Annotated in this window: 12 protein-coding genes and 6 pseudogenes; 7 read left to right on the top strand and 11 right to left on the bottom strand. The window is 40.6% G+C overall.

The window, feature by feature from the left end; translation table 11 throughout:
• Both Xhom_RS24380 and Xhom_RS24375 read left to right on the top strand, forming a co-directional pair.
• Positions 1-87: pseudogene (locus Xhom_RS24380) on the top strand (IS6 family transposase); the annotation flags it as partial.
• A 247-nt stretch (positions 88-334) separates the two neighbouring features.
• Positions 335-2,113 (top strand): ABC transporter ATP-binding protein, encoded by a 1,779-nt coding sequence (locus Xhom_RS24375; RefSeq protein ID WP_099140093.1) that lies wholly within the window; start codon positions 335-337, stop codon positions 2,111-2,113.
• Here the strand turns inward: Xhom_RS24375 and Xhom_RS24370 are convergent.
• The 5 genes and pseudogenes from Xhom_RS24370 to Xhom_RS24350 all read right to left on the bottom strand — a co-directional run bounded on the left by Xhom_RS24370 (position 2,110) and on the right by Xhom_RS24350 (position 5,960).
• Complete coding sequence (locus tag Xhom_RS24370) at positions 2,110-2,292, bottom strand: TrbI/VirB10 family protein (RefSeq protein WP_099140092.1); 183 nt, start codon at positions 2,290-2,292, stop codon at positions 2,110-2,112. The two genes, Xhom_RS24375 and Xhom_RS24370, sit on opposite strands and share 4 nt — an antisense overlap.
• A gap of 39 nt (positions 2,293-2,331) precedes the next feature.
• Positions 2,332-2,604: pseudogene (locus tag Xhom_RS24365) on the bottom strand (DDE-type integrase/transposase/recombinase); the annotation flags it as partial.
• A gap of 16 nt (positions 2,605-2,620) precedes the next feature.
• Positions 2,621-3,673, bottom strand: coding sequence for a PDDEXK nuclease domain-containing protein (locus Xhom_RS24360; RefSeq protein WP_099140091.1), 1,053 nt, complete (start codon positions 3,671-3,673; stop codon positions 2,621-2,623).
• Between the two features lie 104 nt (positions 3,674-3,777).
• Positions 3,778-4,761, bottom strand: a complete 984-nt coding sequence (locus tag Xhom_RS24355; RefSeq protein ID WP_099140090.1) for a ParB/RepB/Spo0J family partition protein — start codon at positions 4,759-4,761, stop codon at positions 3,778-3,780.
• Positions 4,758-5,960, bottom strand: a complete 1,203-nt coding sequence (locus tag Xhom_RS24350; protein WP_099140089.1) for an AAA family ATPase — start codon at positions 5,958-5,960, stop codon at positions 4,758-4,760. Before Xhom_RS24350 ends, Xhom_RS24355 begins: the two co-directional genes overlap by 4 nt.
• Before the next feature lie 530 nt (positions 5,961-6,490).
• Between Xhom_RS24350 and Xhom_RS47285 the strand changes: the two are divergent.
• Both Xhom_RS47285 and Xhom_RS24340 read left to right on the top strand, forming a co-directional pair.
• Positions 6,491-6,601 (top strand): annotated as a pseudogene (locus Xhom_RS47285) (IS110 family transposase); the annotation flags it as partial.
• A 62-nt stretch (positions 6,602-6,663) separates the two neighbouring features.
• Positions 6,664-7,357, top strand: a pseudogene (locus Xhom_RS24340) (IS6 family transposase).
• Between the two features lie 93 nt (positions 7,358-7,450).
• Here the strand turns inward: Xhom_RS24340 and Xhom_RS24335 are convergent.
• From Xhom_RS24335 to Xhom_RS41215, 4 genes are read right to left on the bottom strand one after another with little or no spacing between them, the layout of a single operon-like run.
• The gene (locus Xhom_RS24335) at positions 7,451-8,779 is read right to left on the bottom strand and encodes an ATP-binding cassette domain-containing protein (RefSeq protein WP_099140088.1); all 1,329 of its coding nucleotides are present in this window, start codon (positions 8,777-8,779) and stop codon (positions 7,451-7,453) included.
• Positions 8,776-9,855: a cupin domain-containing protein gene (locus Xhom_RS24330; RefSeq protein ID WP_099140087.1), complete on the bottom strand. Its 1,080-nt coding sequence runs from the start codon at positions 9,853-9,855 to the stop codon at positions 8,776-8,778. Before Xhom_RS24330 ends, Xhom_RS24335 begins: the two co-directional genes overlap by 4 nt.
• A 10-nt stretch (positions 9,856-9,865) precedes the next feature.
• A complete protein-coding gene (locus Xhom_RS24325) occupies positions 9,866-10,717 on the bottom strand; it encodes an aKG-HExxH-type peptide beta-hydroxylase (RefSeq protein ID WP_099140086.1) in 852 nt (283 codons plus the stop codon).
• A 49-nt stretch (positions 10,718-10,766) separates the two neighbouring features.
• Positions 10,767-10,898, bottom strand: a complete 132-nt coding sequence (locus tag Xhom_RS41215; protein ID WP_273576131.1) for a hypothetical protein — start codon at positions 10,896-10,898, stop codon at positions 10,767-10,769.
• 500 nt (positions 10,899-11,398) lie between these two features.
• On the opposite strand from Xhom_RS41215, the gene Xhom_RS24320 reads away from it, so the two are divergent.
• On the top strand, positions 11,399-11,626 hold the full coding sequence (locus Xhom_RS24320; protein ID WP_169928569.1) for a transposase: 228 nt from the start codon (positions 11,399-11,401) through the stop codon (positions 11,624-11,626).
• On the opposite strand, the pseudogene Xhom_RS24315 reads toward Xhom_RS24320, so the two are convergent.
• Both Xhom_RS24315 and Xhom_RS24310 read right to left on the bottom strand, forming a co-directional pair.
• A pseudogene (locus Xhom_RS24315) lies at positions 11,611-12,020 on the bottom strand (IS6 family transposase); the annotation flags it as partial. The gene Xhom_RS24320 and the pseudogene Xhom_RS24315 overlap by 16 nt on opposite strands.
• Positions 12,019-12,420: pseudogene (locus tag Xhom_RS24310) on the bottom strand (AAA family ATPase); the annotation flags it as partial. The pseudogenes Xhom_RS24315 and Xhom_RS24310, both read right to left, overlap by 2 nt.
• Positions 12,421-13,347: 927 nt before the next feature.
• Between Xhom_RS24310 and Xhom_RS28525 the strand changes: the two are divergent.
• Together Xhom_RS28525 and Xhom_RS24300 are read left to right on the top strand one after the other, a co-directional pair.
• Entirely contained in the window at positions 13,348-13,641 is a 294-nt protein-coding gene (locus tag Xhom_RS28525) for a ParB N-terminal domain-containing protein (protein ID WP_145957512.1), read from the top strand.
• Positions 13,642-13,645: 4 nt separating this feature from the next.
• Positions 13,646-13,912, top strand: a complete 267-nt coding sequence (locus Xhom_RS24300) for a hypothetical protein (RefSeq protein ID WP_145957511.1) — start codon at positions 13,646-13,648, stop codon at positions 13,910-13,912.
• The last annotated feature ends 90 nt before the right edge of the window (positions 13,913-14,002 follow it).

Below are 14,002 nucleotides of genomic sequence, written 5' to 3'. Positions count from 1 at the left end.
GTGCACATGATACGCAAAGGGCAGTTTCAACCTCCACAAGGGCAAGGATTGTCATCGGCACAACAATTCTATCTGCTAGCAGCCTAAAAAATCAGCAAACCGACTTTCTGATAACTTTCAACCCTTAATGCAACACAACCATATTTTGTGATATTCGTGATAAAATCACTATAAATTATTCATCTGTAACCAAAATAGATTTTGACATTGGAACACTATCTGATGTTCTTCAATATGAAAATATTAATCGTTGGGGTTACCCTACTCCTCAGAAAGCATCAGGTATTTTGGAAAAAGCACTATTAATTGAGTTCAAACTTGGATAACGAAATATATGGATAATTTTGACGATTATGAAATACTTTCTGCACGCCATGTCTCTTTGCAACGCATTCTGACCCTATTTAAACCTTGGCGAGGACGCATTATTTTTATTGGCTTACTCATTGTCATTGGGGCTGGTATCGGCGTTCTCGCGCCCTTTTTATTACGCGAAATTATTGATACTGCACTACCTCAACAAGATATACAGCTCCTTGGCTGGTTAGCATTAGGTTTGATTGTGATTACCGCTTTAAACGCAGCGATTAACGTGACACAAATGATATTATCTACCAAGATAGGTCAAGCCATTATGCACGAGCTACGGGTACGGCTCTATGGGCACCTGCAAACACTTTCTCTTGGCTTTTTCACACGAACTCGGACTGGCGAAATTCAATCAAGTATCGCCAGTGACATTGGCGGACTTCAATCTGTCGTCAGCAATACGGTGACCGAAATCATTCGCAATGCCAGCATTACCGTAACCACCGCCATCGCGATGCTGTTGCTGGACTGGCGACTCGCACTGTTCTCTTTTGTCGTCTTGCCGCCATCACTCTGGCTCAGTCACAGAGTCGGACTCATACGTGAACGCCTGACGCATCAACAACAAGACGGTCATGCAGATATGTCTGCGATCGTACAAGAGACCCTATCAGCTCCGGGCATTATCCTGTCGCGTACTTTGGCACGCGGTCTTTTTCTGACCCAGCGTTTTGAAAAAGCATCGTTCAAAACCTTGCATTTAGAAGTGCGTGCACATACTGCAGGTGAATGGTCATGGTCAGTGATTGAACTACTACTCGGTGCGATGCCAGCGCTGACATTACTATTGGGCGGCTTGCTGATTGGACAAGGCGTGCCAGTTACCATCGGTACGCTTGTGGCCTTGATCGCACTACAGGAACAATTGTTGTGGCCCTTAGAAAATTTATTGGAAAATGCGGTAAAACTGCGCACTACACGGGCACTCTTTACACGTATTTTTAAATATTTAGACACCCCTCCCGATATTGTAGAACCTGTTCAGATTCGAGACTTCAGTAATGAAGGTCCGCGGGGCCATGTACGATTTGAAAACGTCAGTTTTAGCTACGATAGTACTGACATGTCAAACTTATGCAACGTGTCAATAGATATTCCAGCAGGGAGCCATGTGGCTATAGTCGGACCTACAGGTGCAGGTAAAAGTACCTTCGGTTATCTTCTGGCCCGACTCGTTGATCCGAGTCAAGGTCGGATTACAATTGATGGCATTGACCTTCGAGAGATGAGCTTTGAACAACTTGCAAGCGTACTCGGCGTAGTCACGCAAGAGCCATTTCTCATGAATACTAGCATCGCAGAAAACTTACGCTTTGCCTGCCCAGAGGCCAGTGATGAGGATCTTGTTGCATCTGCGCGTACTGCACAAATCCATGATTTAATCGTCTCGCTGCCTGAAGGCTATCAAACCAAGGTTGGTGAACGTGGCTATCGCTTTTCAGGCGGAGAAAAGCAACGCCTCGCGCTGGCTCGAACGATCCTGCGTAACCCGCCAATTCTACTGCTTGATGAAGCAACCAGTGCGCTTGACAACACAACAGAGAGGGCAATTTCTCTAGCTTTGGCACAAATGGCATCCGAACGCACAGTCATCTCTATTGCGCACCGTCTCTCTACTATTCGTCATGCGGATCAAATATTGGTGCTCAAGGATGGTCAGTTAAAAGAATGGGGAACCCATCGACAGTTGGTCGAAAAAGATGGCATCTATGCCGGACTGTTACGTACAGCTGAGCCAACTTAAAATTCAATTGTCGGTACCCGGACAGTGTGGTATTGGCCTAACGTGACCGTACTGTCATATGTGCTGATCAGACGCGCCTCCGGCGGGACAAGAAGATGTCTGCCCGTTGCCGAGTCATAAACCTCTTCGCGCACCTGTGCGATGATCTGGCCGGGCAGGTCGGAATGGTTCTGTCTCATTAACCGAGAGATCTCGAGCAAAAGTGTCTTGATTGATTTTTATGCAGCCAGTTGATAGAAAAAGGCGGCGGGTGAAAGGGGGTATCCGGGTTCTTGCGGATATTGTCCTTTACGCAACATACTGACTAATTCAATCCCGGCTAACACGGTCTGTGTCCGCCTGAAATTTTTGAATCCCAACATGAGACTTATTCGCCGTTTGACGTTGCGATGATCCGGTTCAATCAGGTTATTGAGATACTTATTCTGCCGGATAACAATGAGTTCTTCTTTTGGCTTTCCCTGGTTTAACTCGTCCACGGCGGCTTTATTGGTTCTGTCGCATACATTACGAATTTTCATCGTTATGACTAAGTTCTGCTTCTAATTCTTCAATGCTTGGTAAACTAGATTTCAAGTCTTCCGGCAGCGTACGGGTTAGTTCGTAATCTGAAACGCCAATGGGTTTTTGAATGCCGCGTAAGGAATATTCGGCCAATATTCGATCTTTGGTTTGGCACAAAATCAAGCCAATAGTGGGTTGATCAGTAGGATGCCTCAGTTTTTCATCGACCACAGAACAGTAAAAATTCATCTTACCAGCATGCTCAGGTTTGAATTCTCCTCGCTTTAACTCAATTACAACGAAGGCTCTCAAAGTCAGATGATAAAAAAGCAGGTCAATATAGTAATCTTGTCCACTTACAGTAATAGGATATTGCCGCCCCACAAAAGCAAATCCCTCACCGAGTTCAAGCAAGAATTTTTCAAGGTGTTTGAGTAATTCTGTTTCCAGTTCACGTTCTTTGAACGGTTCTGACAGGGTGAGAAAATCGAAGATATAGGGGTCTTTCAGGGTTTGTTGGACTAATTCAGATTGAGATACAGGTAATCGATGATTGAAGTTACTAACAATAGCTCCCTGCCGTGCATAAGCATTATTTTTGATCATCTGAAGTAAAGATTCACGGCTCCAACCTTGTATCAACACTTGTCCAGCGTACCAGAATCGCTCGGTTTGATCTTTTATCTTCTCAATCAGTAAGATGTTGTGTCCCCAAGGCAATTGTGCCACAGGTTGTGGCACAATTACTCCATTAGCAGCCGTTTCTATTTCTGATGACAAGGAATATTCTCGGTAAAAACGTAACATACGCTTCAGATTTCTCTCCGAAAAGCCTTTGATTTCCGGTAATTCATTAACAATATCTCGTGCCAGCTTCGGGATGATCCCTGCTCCCCACCCCTGCTGCTTTTGGCGTTCATGGAGAATACGTCCGATATCCCAATACATCTGAATCAGTTCAGTATTAACGGATTGAGCAGCTTTAATCTGACCTCTACGAATCCGCTCTTTTATATCGGTAAGTAGTGAAGTGTAAATCTGTAGTTCGAATGTCATGATTGGCTTCTTTTTTAAATTAATACAAAGAACGTATTGTTCATATCCATTTCATGTGCTGCCAGTCATGCCATGGAATCTGCAAAGCGAGTAACAACGAAGAGTTATTTTTTTTCGTTATTATATTCAGCAAAAATTTCTTGCATGGATTGCTCAATACGCACTTGCAATTTTTTATCAAGGCGAGCGAACTCATAAATGAGCGTTCTGTTTTTGGTATTCTCCTTACGACGAGCATAAATGCGTTTATCTTCAAAGACGCTTAAAGGTGTTATCACTTCAGCTTTTGCTACAGGCTGTGCCTTACGGGAAAGCTTGACGCTCTTGAATACACTCATTACCGCGTCTTTCACTGCGTCTGAAGTACCCTCTTCTATCGGTGTCTCTATAATGTTGATTCGAATTTCTTCTAATATCTCATTGAGCTGGATTTTACGGCGATCAATGTCTTCCGCCATTTCAAGCAGGAATTTGTAATCTGGCAGCGTCAAATCTGAGACAACAGGGAAAAAAGCGATCATTTCATCCGGTACGGCCGCAGCTTGAAAAGCGCGGGTTACTTTTGCCGCTGAAATGCCTTCTGCTTTGGCTATTTCTTTGCGGTTCATTCCACTTTTTTCCATTAGCTGGTAGCGCTTCCCAAGCTCGCGCAGATTATGTTCTTTGGCTGTTTGGAGGTCAGCGGCGAGTTGTCTCGCATCTTTAATACTAATTTCTTCAGCGGTTACCAATACATCAAGACCGATGTTTTTTAGCAAACAGGCCGCTCGACGACGGGAACCGTCAAGGATTTCAATTTTTTCTCCGATTTTCCGACCAATCGCTGGGAAAAATTGCTGTAAATGAATTGTTCTGAGAATATCCTGAAGTGATTCTTTCGTTAGTATACTTTGGTCACGGCCGTTAATTGTCGGATCAACAAATGTTTTGTTTTTGATATGTTCAGCCTGAATGTGCTGGCGAGTAAAAGCCACCTTTCTTCCTGAACTCAAAGTAAATGTGCGACTCTCAATTTCCTGACTTGAAATCATATTGCTTAACGGAGAGTTGCCCATTGTCCTGCCAATTCGTTGGATAGATTTATTCACGGTTGATTCCTGATATATTCAATTCTGTCGAAAACTGCTCGGACGAAAATGTCGGCCTGATTTTTTGCGTTGCGCAGCGCTTCTGAGCTGCCAGGATAAGATGCAGGATTAGCACTGATAACTGTATCGAAAGATTCCCCACAGCGTTCAAAGCCATCCAGTCTTGGTAGAGCTGCATCCAACATTGAAGAGGTAAATACTTCTCGTGCATAACTCTGTGACGTCAGGTGGTCGTATTTATTCCCCATTTTTGACATAAACCCAATATTGCCGCGCAAATGTAATTCAATACCTTCATTTTCAATACGCTCAATCATTTCTGGCAGACGAGTCAAATACTTCATTGTGGAATGAAAGTCGACCTGTGCCGGCGGCGTAGGAGTCAGTAATATATTACTGGCCGCAATTGCATTTAGCATGAACGCATCTAGGTGAGGCCCCGTGTCGATAAGAATAAAATCATAATCATGCGATAAACGGTCAATCACTGTCTTGCGGAGGACTTCAGAAGGTGCCATTCCGGGCAGGTACTCCTGTACCAGCTGGATCCATTCGCTTGCGACAAATGCATCATCAATTGATGCAGGAATCACATTCACACCAGGCATCATTGTTGGTCTGATAAATTGTTTAATTAATTGTTCTCGGCTAACGTTGTTCAGCATTGCCTGTGCGGCTGTTTCCAAAATAGAGCCAATGCTATTGTGGTGGCTAAGGAACATTGTGCTGGAAGCCTGCGGATCCATATCTATCACAAGAATACGCAGATCGTTATGAATTAAAGTCGGATGCGCACGTAACCCATGAGCAAGAGTCACTGTTGACACGGTTTTGGATACACCACCTTTTAGATTCACTACGAATATAGTAAAGGCTTCTTTCCATTTATCCCGATAGGTAGGAATTTGACGGTGTTTATATATATCGATGACATTTTGAAGCGTTAATGCGTATTGCATTGTTGAACCTGTTTGGCGCTTCCCGAACACATATCCCTGTTTTTCCATTTCAGTGATAGCCAAATCAACGGAACGCCGATTTAGCATAGGCATTTTGGCCACTGTATTCTTTGTGAAGGTTTGATAATATTCTGTTTGATTAAATTCAATGCGCTGTTGTTCTATATGGTTACTCATCCCTTGGAGCATTTTTTCTGCTCGCTTTGCTGTTTCAAGGACTCCACCGTAATTCTTCTTCATGCGTACAACCTTTTTTTGAAAATTACATACTTTATAGAGTGTACTCAATTTTTTTGTTTTTTACATAAAATTATGTACAAAATAAAATGACTATCATATACGTCATGTTTTACTCCATCATTCAACACCCAATGAAAGTAATTAACTAGATGTGTGGATGTAATGAAACTTACCTGCAAGGAATAGTTATTAATGCACAACTAAGATATTTAACATCCTCTGCTTTAGGGTGGGAAAGATGTCAATTTTTTTGCAGAATAGATAAAATTCCCCGCATTGGAGAAATAACTCATTACATTGTTTTAATTGTGTTTTTAGTAAAAATTTCAGCCTGAAATTCCCCCGTATTTCAAATCGAGTCCTATATAAGAATTGCTCAGGTTTTGTCGCATTAACAGAGAAGATTTGTGTGAAAGCGAGTTTATCCTTTCATATGAAAGAATAAACAGCCCTATTGAATAAAAACGCCTCGAATGAGGAAAGCATTAAAAACTCGGCTAAGATTTTTGGTAAAAAGTAACTAATTATCAAGGGAACAGCTTAAGGTCATTGAATCTGCCTTATCTAAACACATCAAAACTTATCATCGTTCCAAACTCGATTTATTGTCTACAGTAAAAGGCGTTGGCCCTGTCGCAATAGGGTTCTGTCGCATTAACGGAATATCAGGTAAACTCCTCGGTTTTTTAGCGAGTTCAGAACGATGTCCCTGATCCGAAATGTGTTCAAACGCCTGCACTATTCTGTTGATATCATCGCTCAGTGTGTTCGATGGTATCTGGCCTATGCGCTGAGCCTGCGTAATTTGGAAGAAATGATGGCTGAGCGGGGGATAGCTGTTGATCATTCTACGCTCTCTCGTTGGGTTCATCGCCTGGTTCCGTTGATCGTTAAACATTATCGGCGGAGCAAGTCCAAAGTTGGGCCTCGGTGGCGAATGGATGAAACTTATATCAAAATCAAAGGGCAATGCGTTACCTCTACCGGGCCGTGGACTCAGACGGTAATACAGTGGACTTTCTGCTGACCGCTCATCGGGCTAAGAAGGCCGCCTTGCGTTTTTTCAAAAAAGCGCAAGGGCAGCATGGCCAGCCCACGGTGGTGACGATGGATAAAAGTGGTGCCAATAAAGCCGCCGTGGACGAGTTAAACAAGGGAAAATCCAAAGAAGAACTCATTATTATCCGGCAGAATAAGTATCTCAATAACCTGATTTAACAGGATCATCGCAACGTCAAACGGCGAACCACTCCCATGCTGGGATTCAAAAATTTCAGGCGGCACAAACCCTGCTAGCGGGAATTGAGTTGGTCAGCATATTGCGCAAAGGACAATATGCTCAAGAGCCGGAATACCCGATTTCACCCTTCGCATTTTTCTATCAACTAATGGCATAAAAACAACTAATGCACTTTCACTCGGACATTTCCTGTTAATGCGACAGAATCTCATTGGCTCTCTCATTTCTCTTAAGCGAGCAGTATTACGTCTTAGTGTCGTATTTCGATGATTAAATTATATTCAGCCAAGGAGGTCAGAAATTTATCGATAATTTGAGTGTTTGACTCATCCAGATTCGCATCCCATTCATCTAAGAAAATAATGCGATGTTTAATATTAGACAGTAATGCCATTTGATATAGTTGCTTTTGTCCAGTTGAGCCCGGAACGGTATCTTCACCTACCTGTATATTAGGGCCAAAAAATAGCGCATCAGGGTACTTACTTTTCGTATATTTTAGGAGTGAGGATTTACCCGCTCCGTTACTGCCAGAAATCAAGTACCTGCCATTAACCGGTGCTTTTTCTAAATCAAGCTCGATGAAAGTATGTACATTCAGTATCTGATCGTTAATTAGATCCATGACTGAAATTTTCCCATTGTCTATGCTTGCCAAATAGTCATAGCCTTTTAGGCTTGCTGAAAATAAATATAGCTTCTGGATTTTATTTTTCAGTAACATGATCTGACTTGTGCTCATGCTTGCTGCATGGATGTTTTGAAATAGTTGCAACGTTCTAGGTAAAACAGCCACCAAGGCGCCAATAGCCACTGTATTATTTAAAATTTGGTAATATGAAAATAAGACTAAAAGAGGGATAGAAATGAGTATTGGAGCACAAGAAATGATCTGTTCTAAAGTTTTATAAGACTCCGTCTTTTTAAAGTAAATATCAACTTTTTGTTTTGATGATGCTAGTGCAGAGGCCGATGATTTCTTATCACCATAAAACATATTATCCCATATTTTACTTATAGAATGTAACGCGGCTATCTTTTCATTTTGCATACTACTTGCAATAATTCCTATTTTACTTTTTGATAAATACAAAAACATCACAGATGAAAACATACAAAATACGATCACGCTAGTCAATACAGCGCCAAGGATGGCAAACAGAGCAATAGTGGTAAAAAGGACATTAAAATATATAGCTAGTATTTCTATGAAGGCGAATCCAGCTTCATCAAGCGTGCTCAACGCCTCACCACTTAGCCATAACTGCGTTGTTCTTTTATTTTCCTCGGTTGAGATTGAATGATTTTTTGAAATTTCAGTTAAAGTATTTGAATAATATCTCTCCCACAAATTGTTAGAAAGTTTAACCCGATAAAACAATGAAGCTGAGCCAAAAAGGTAGGCAATAAAGATAGATAGAAAAAACATGGCCGTATAGTAAAATGCTTCCATGGGGAGTGTGGCCACTTTCTCACCAGCCAACCCGATGAAATAAGTGGACAGCCCCACTAAAACTTGCTGCAGACATATCAATGCAAGACATATTAAGAAAAACTTATTTGAAAAAATATTTTTCATTTTGACTCAACATTTAATCCAAGTGTTTTTAACACATGTATCATCTTTGGCTTAACTGTAATAGGTAAATTTTCAATCAGTGTGGTAAGTTTATCTTCAAAGTCTTCAATGCCCATTTCAGGGAAGATCATCGCCCTATCTTCCTGGCTATACGATGAGGCCAGACAGGATAAGAATAGGCGGTCATCAAATTTAGTGAAAAGGGGTTTGACTTTATCGATAATAAATTGTGATGACCTTCTCAAGGTAACCGAAGAAACAAGCTTTAATTTTAAGCTTTTTTCATCCTCACTTTTAGATGCGTCAATATAACCTTGAAGCAGGTCAATGTTGTTAGGGTGATATAAGAATTCTGACATTTTCATCATAAGCCAAAATTGTTCGGTTGCAGAAGAATCCTTCAGCTCCTGTAAAAACTGACTTTTGCACTCTTTAGCGTCAATCATCGATAACAGATTGAAATATTTTATTTTTTTATTAAAAGCAATATTTGTTGCAGAATGATTAACCCGCATATATGGAGGGAAGTAATTTAGTTGTGGGGATAGTTCGGTGATCGGATGCGTTCTTACTATTAGGCTGATCGTCGGCTTCTCTAAATGCAAAACAGCATGTTTCTCTGTTCTACCAAATGGAATAATTCGGCAATCCCCTTTTTTACTGATGTAAGCCTTGGTTAACTTTATCTTTCCCATGCTCAGGTTGTGACTGACTTCATTCTCTTCATCAAAAGAATAAATGGTATTCAGGGCGCTACCTTCGAGTTGCAATAAGACGCCAGAGAAACCGTGATCATGAATAGATGTATCTTTATCCCACCAGTTCAGAAGCTCAATGTAAAACTTACCATTATCAAAAAGCTTCATATGCAATTCTGAAAATTCGGAAGCTATCTGAATTTTTTTCAAAGAATTAAGATTGATCAGTGAATTTATTTCCTTGAAGGAAAAGAGAGAGATTAAATCTACCTTTTGCATTTCAGACTTGGCTATATCTGCAAACGAGTAGTAGCTATAGTCATCTATACGCCATCTAGTCTCTATTTTACCCGCAAGATTTTCGATTGTTTTTAACATGTTTTATCCTTTAGTTAAGGTTTTCACGTGCTGTCATAATAAATTCTTTTGTTCTGTTCGTGATGAGATTGTTTAAGTTTTTCATACCGAGTATTTCTGCTATGGAGTGATTGGTGTTTTCTTTAAGGATACTCGTTTTGGGATGTATGGTGACGTTTCCAGCGTTTAAGAATTTCTGTCGCGCATTTAAAATTTCATGTGAAACTAATATACTATGTACAACTTTATCCAAAGGTCTCTTTTTGCCCAGCAGTGCAGAAGTGGAATAGTTTTCCGGTTTTATTATTTCTGCATAATGAAATTGTTCATGACAACGCTCATCTATAAATAACAGATGGTGTGTCAACTCATGAAGCAAAAATTCCGCTACGTCATGCGGTGTTAACGCTCCATGACCGCTAATCCAAATACTGCCAATAGCCGTCGAAGATGAACCACCAAAGGATGATACATTTGAGCTGCTTGCTGTAGACTTTCTGAAAAAAATAGTATGGATCACTAAATCAAAAATCAACTTAACATCTTTATCGCTGTCCGCTAAATGGGTATAGCCGTTTTTCACTAACGTCAACAACTCTTGATATTTATCAGCGCTATGTTTTTCACCAATCATTTTAACCTGATTCAGGTCGTCAAGTGCACTCGGCTGATAAGCTAATATTAACGCGTTTATCTTTTCTTCATTAGAGACAATTATTTCATTGGAAAAATTAATGGGATGGTAAGGCTGATGATTTTTCAAAAAATCCAAGTAAAATGGCTTTAGATCTTCTACTTTTTTAATATTCTCAGAGCCAAGGCGACTCCTTGAAAGAAGGTACACATTTTTTATTATTTCATCTTTTCCTAGAATACTGATCATATAATTTTCCTAAAGAATAAATAGCACCCAATAAATGGGTGCAAGGAGTTTAAGCATCAAATGCGAGCATGTTCATTGGGCCGAGAAGAGAGACTTCTTCGCTTTCCATTTTAGAAACTTGGGTTTCAGTCGCATTAATTTCAGTTTCTTTAACGGAATTGATCAATTCTTGAATATTCATGATTAATCTACCTTTATGTAATGGATTTATAATCCCCAATATATTTATTGGGTGCGAACATCCTAATATCCGGCACATACTTCGACAAGATGTTTTTAACATAAATGTTACATTGATCTAACTTTTCAGTAGCAATTTAAATTGTTCTGTGGGTGCTAGTAAGTAGAGAGATTTTCTTATTATATTATTATAAATAAAACTTTACTTTTATTGGTTCTCAAGGTTTTTCTATTTTGCCTTTTCACTTTCTTCTTGTTTATATTAACATATAAGTAACATTTCTGTTTTCCTAAGACCGTCAAAGTCACTGTCACTTCGGCCCGCTTTAACGGGTTCTTCCGAAGAATCCCCAAAAGTGACGATTCCGAGTTTATAACTTCCAGAATACCTGTCTTAAGTGCTGTTCCAGCAGGTCAGCCAGTTCAGAAATGTAGTGGTATGATAATTCCGGACACTTCAAAAGCCTGCTAATCTGATTAACAAGATAATGAGGTATGACGATGAAATTGAAATCCACTAAACGCCACTATTCCACGGAATTTAAGCTGGAAGAGGTTCAACAGGTTGTTCTCCATCAACAACGGGTTGTCGATGTTGCCCGTTCATTGGCAATCGATACCAGCACGCTGGGAAAATGGGTTCGCCAGTACAAGGCCGAAAGATTCTGTCGCATTAACAGGAAATGTCCGAGTGAAAGTGCATTAGTTGTTTTTTATGCAATCAGTTGATAGAAAAATGCGGCGGGTGAAATCGGGTATTCCGGCTCTTGAGCATATTGTCCTTTGCGCAACATGCTGACCAACTCAATTCCCGCTAGCAGGGTTTGTGCCCGCTTGACATTTTTGAATCCCAGCATGGGAGCGGTTTGACGTTGCGATGATCCTGTTCAATCAGGTTATTGAGATACTTATTCTGCCGGATAATAATAAGTTCTTCTTTGGATTTTCCCTTGTTTAACTCGTCCACGGCGGCTTTATTGGCACCACTTTAATCCATCGTCACCACCGCGGGCTGGCCATGCTGCCCTTGTGCTTTTTTGAAGAAACGCAAGGCGGCCTTCTTAGCCCAATGAGCGGTCAGCAGAAAGTCCACTGTATTACCGTCTGAGTCCACGGCCCGGTAACCCATGAGCAAGAGTCACTGTTGACACGGTTTTGGATACACCACCTTTTAGATTCACTACGAATATGGTAAAGGCTTCTTTCCATTTATCCCGATAGGTAGGAATTTGACGGTGTTTATATATATCGATGACATTTTGAAGCGTTAATGCGTATTGCATTGTTGAACCTGTTTGGCGCTTCCCGAACACATATCCCTGTTTTTCCATTTCAGTGACAGCCAAATCAACGGAACGCCGATTTAGCATAGGCATTTTGGCCACTGTATTCTTTGTGAAGGTTTGATAATATTCTGTTTGATTAAATTCAATGCGCTGTTGTTCTATATGGTTACTCATCCCTTGGAGCATTCTTTCTGCTCGCTTTGCTGTTTCAAGGACTCCACCGTAATTCTTCTTCATGCGTACAACCTTTTTTTGAAAATTACATACTTTATAGAGTGTACTCAATTTTTTTGTTTTTTACATAAAATTATGTACAAAATAAAATGACTATCATATACGTCATGTTTTACTCCATCATTCAACACCCAATGAAAGTAATTAACTAGATGTGTGGATGTAATGAAACTTACCTGCAAGGAATAGTTATTAATGCACAACTAAGATATTTAACGTCCTCTGCTTTAGGGTGAGAAAGATGTCAATTTTTTGCAGAATAGATAAAATTCCCCGCATTGGATAAATAACTCATTACTTTGTTTTAATTGTGTTTTTAGTAAAAATTTCAGCCTGAAATTCCCCCATATTTCAAGTCGTATTCTATGTAAGAGAAGCTCGGGTTCTATCACCTTAAAAGAGAACATTTGTGTGAAAACGGGAATAATCCCGTCTGAAAACCACCCGCAACATTCTTTGTTTATTGCTCGTCTGCAAAGGCAGAATTCTCCTATAAAACCGCCCGATAATATTGAGCTTTAAGATCGCCTCGCGTTTCGCTTCTCTTGCCGCGAGTCGCGGTTAACCCATTTTTTATTCTATTGTGTGGCTGTTCTTTCACTCAGAGCCTTCGCTTGTGCTAAAAACGTAGCCTAGATTTGTTATCCAGCAAGGATAAATGACACGGGTGCAAAATTTTTGGGCAAAAGAATACCCCAAAAATTTTGCACCCGCCTTTGCCTCCTGACTCATTTCGTCCTCTTTACGCTATATGCAGTGAAGGAACTCAACGAAAGAAAGGGAAAAGAAAATATCCGGCTGATGGATGTTCAGAAAGTAATATTTGAGAATACTGAGAGGGTTGTTCCTCCCTCTGCTGAGACAATTAACAAGCCAAAAGAGTCTGTTATATCTCAAGTAAAGATTGTTACCTCAAAGAAAGGTAGTAAAGTGACAAAGACTGCTAAAAAACACCGTATCAATACCGAAAAATTAGATATATCAGGTAGAGGAAGCCGTAGAATTACTTCTATTCCGCTTTCTCAGTTAGTTTCCCGCGAGTTGAATGTTCGTAAGAGCTCTATTGATGAAACCAAAATTATCGAATTGGCGAATAGTATTCAACCCATCGGTATTTTACAAAACCTGATCGTTTATCTAATGATTGGTGTGTCTTCAGGGCTTCCTGTCGCTCCGTTGGGGCAAACACTCACTGATAGCCTGAGTGGCCCCGATCCTCAATGAGGGATTGACTGAGTCGCTTACCCATCTGAATGCGCTGACAGCCGATATTATCCGGTTAGAAGCCCTGAGTCTTGAAAAGATGTTGATTCACATCATAGACCGGGAAGGCGATTCCATCGGGCATATGAGAACACTGAGTGAACAGGGCTTTTACTGGCTTATCCGCGGCAAAGAGGGTCATCGGGTTCAGTATCAGGGAAGCACGAAAAAGCTGGGTGAGGTGGCTGACGAACTGACTTTCCATTTAAGTGGACAGGCTGACTATAGCTAAATCATATTAATATGACATAATATCTAAATCTAAGATGACAAGGCATAAAATGAGATGGGCTACAGCTTAGATTTTCGAAAGCGCGTACTG

The organism is Xenorhabdus hominickii, from assembly GCF_002632725.1.
Taxonomy (GTDB): Bacteria; Pseudomonadota; Gammaproteobacteria; order Enterobacterales; family Enterobacteriaceae; genus Xenorhabdus; species Xenorhabdus hominickii.
Note: the sequence above shows the minus strand (reverse complement) of the source record. Positions and strands in the feature narration are given on the sequence as shown.

Bases quoted from the DNA above. Each gene is read 5' to 3' on its own strand.
- Xhom_RS24375 (WP_099140093.1), top strand. From the start codon at position 335: ATGGATAATTTTGACGATTATGAAATACTTTCTGCACGCCATGTCTCT.
- Xhom_RS24370 (WP_099140092.1), bottom strand. From the start codon at position 2,292: ATGAGACAGAACCATTCCGACCTGCCCGGCCAGATCATCGCACAGGTG.
- Xhom_RS24360 (WP_099140091.1), bottom strand. From the start codon at position 3,673: ATGACATTCGAACTACAGATTTACACTTCACTACTTACCGATATAAAA.
- Xhom_RS24350 (WP_099140089.1), bottom strand. From the start codon at position 5,960: ATGAAGAAGAATTACGGTGGAGTCCTTGAAACAGCAAAGCGAGCAGAA.
- Xhom_RS24335 (WP_099140088.1), bottom strand. From the start codon at position 8,779: ATGAAAAATATTTTTTCAAATAAGTTTTTCTTAATATGTCTTGCATTG.
- Xhom_RS24330 (WP_099140087.1), bottom strand. From the start codon at position 9,855: ATGTTAAAAACAATCGAAAATCTTGCGGGTAAAATAGAGACTAGATGG.
- Xhom_RS24325 (WP_099140086.1), bottom strand. From the start codon at position 10,717: ATGATCAGTATTCTAGGAAAAGATGAAATAATAAAAAATGTGTACCTT.
- Xhom_RS41215 (WP_273576131.1), bottom strand. From the start codon at position 10,898: ATGAATATTCAAGAATTGATCAATTCCGTTAAAGAAACTGAAATTAAT.
- Xhom_RS24320 (WP_169928569.1), top strand. From the start codon at position 11,399: ATGAAATTGAAATCCACTAAACGCCACTATTCCACGGAATTTAAGCTG.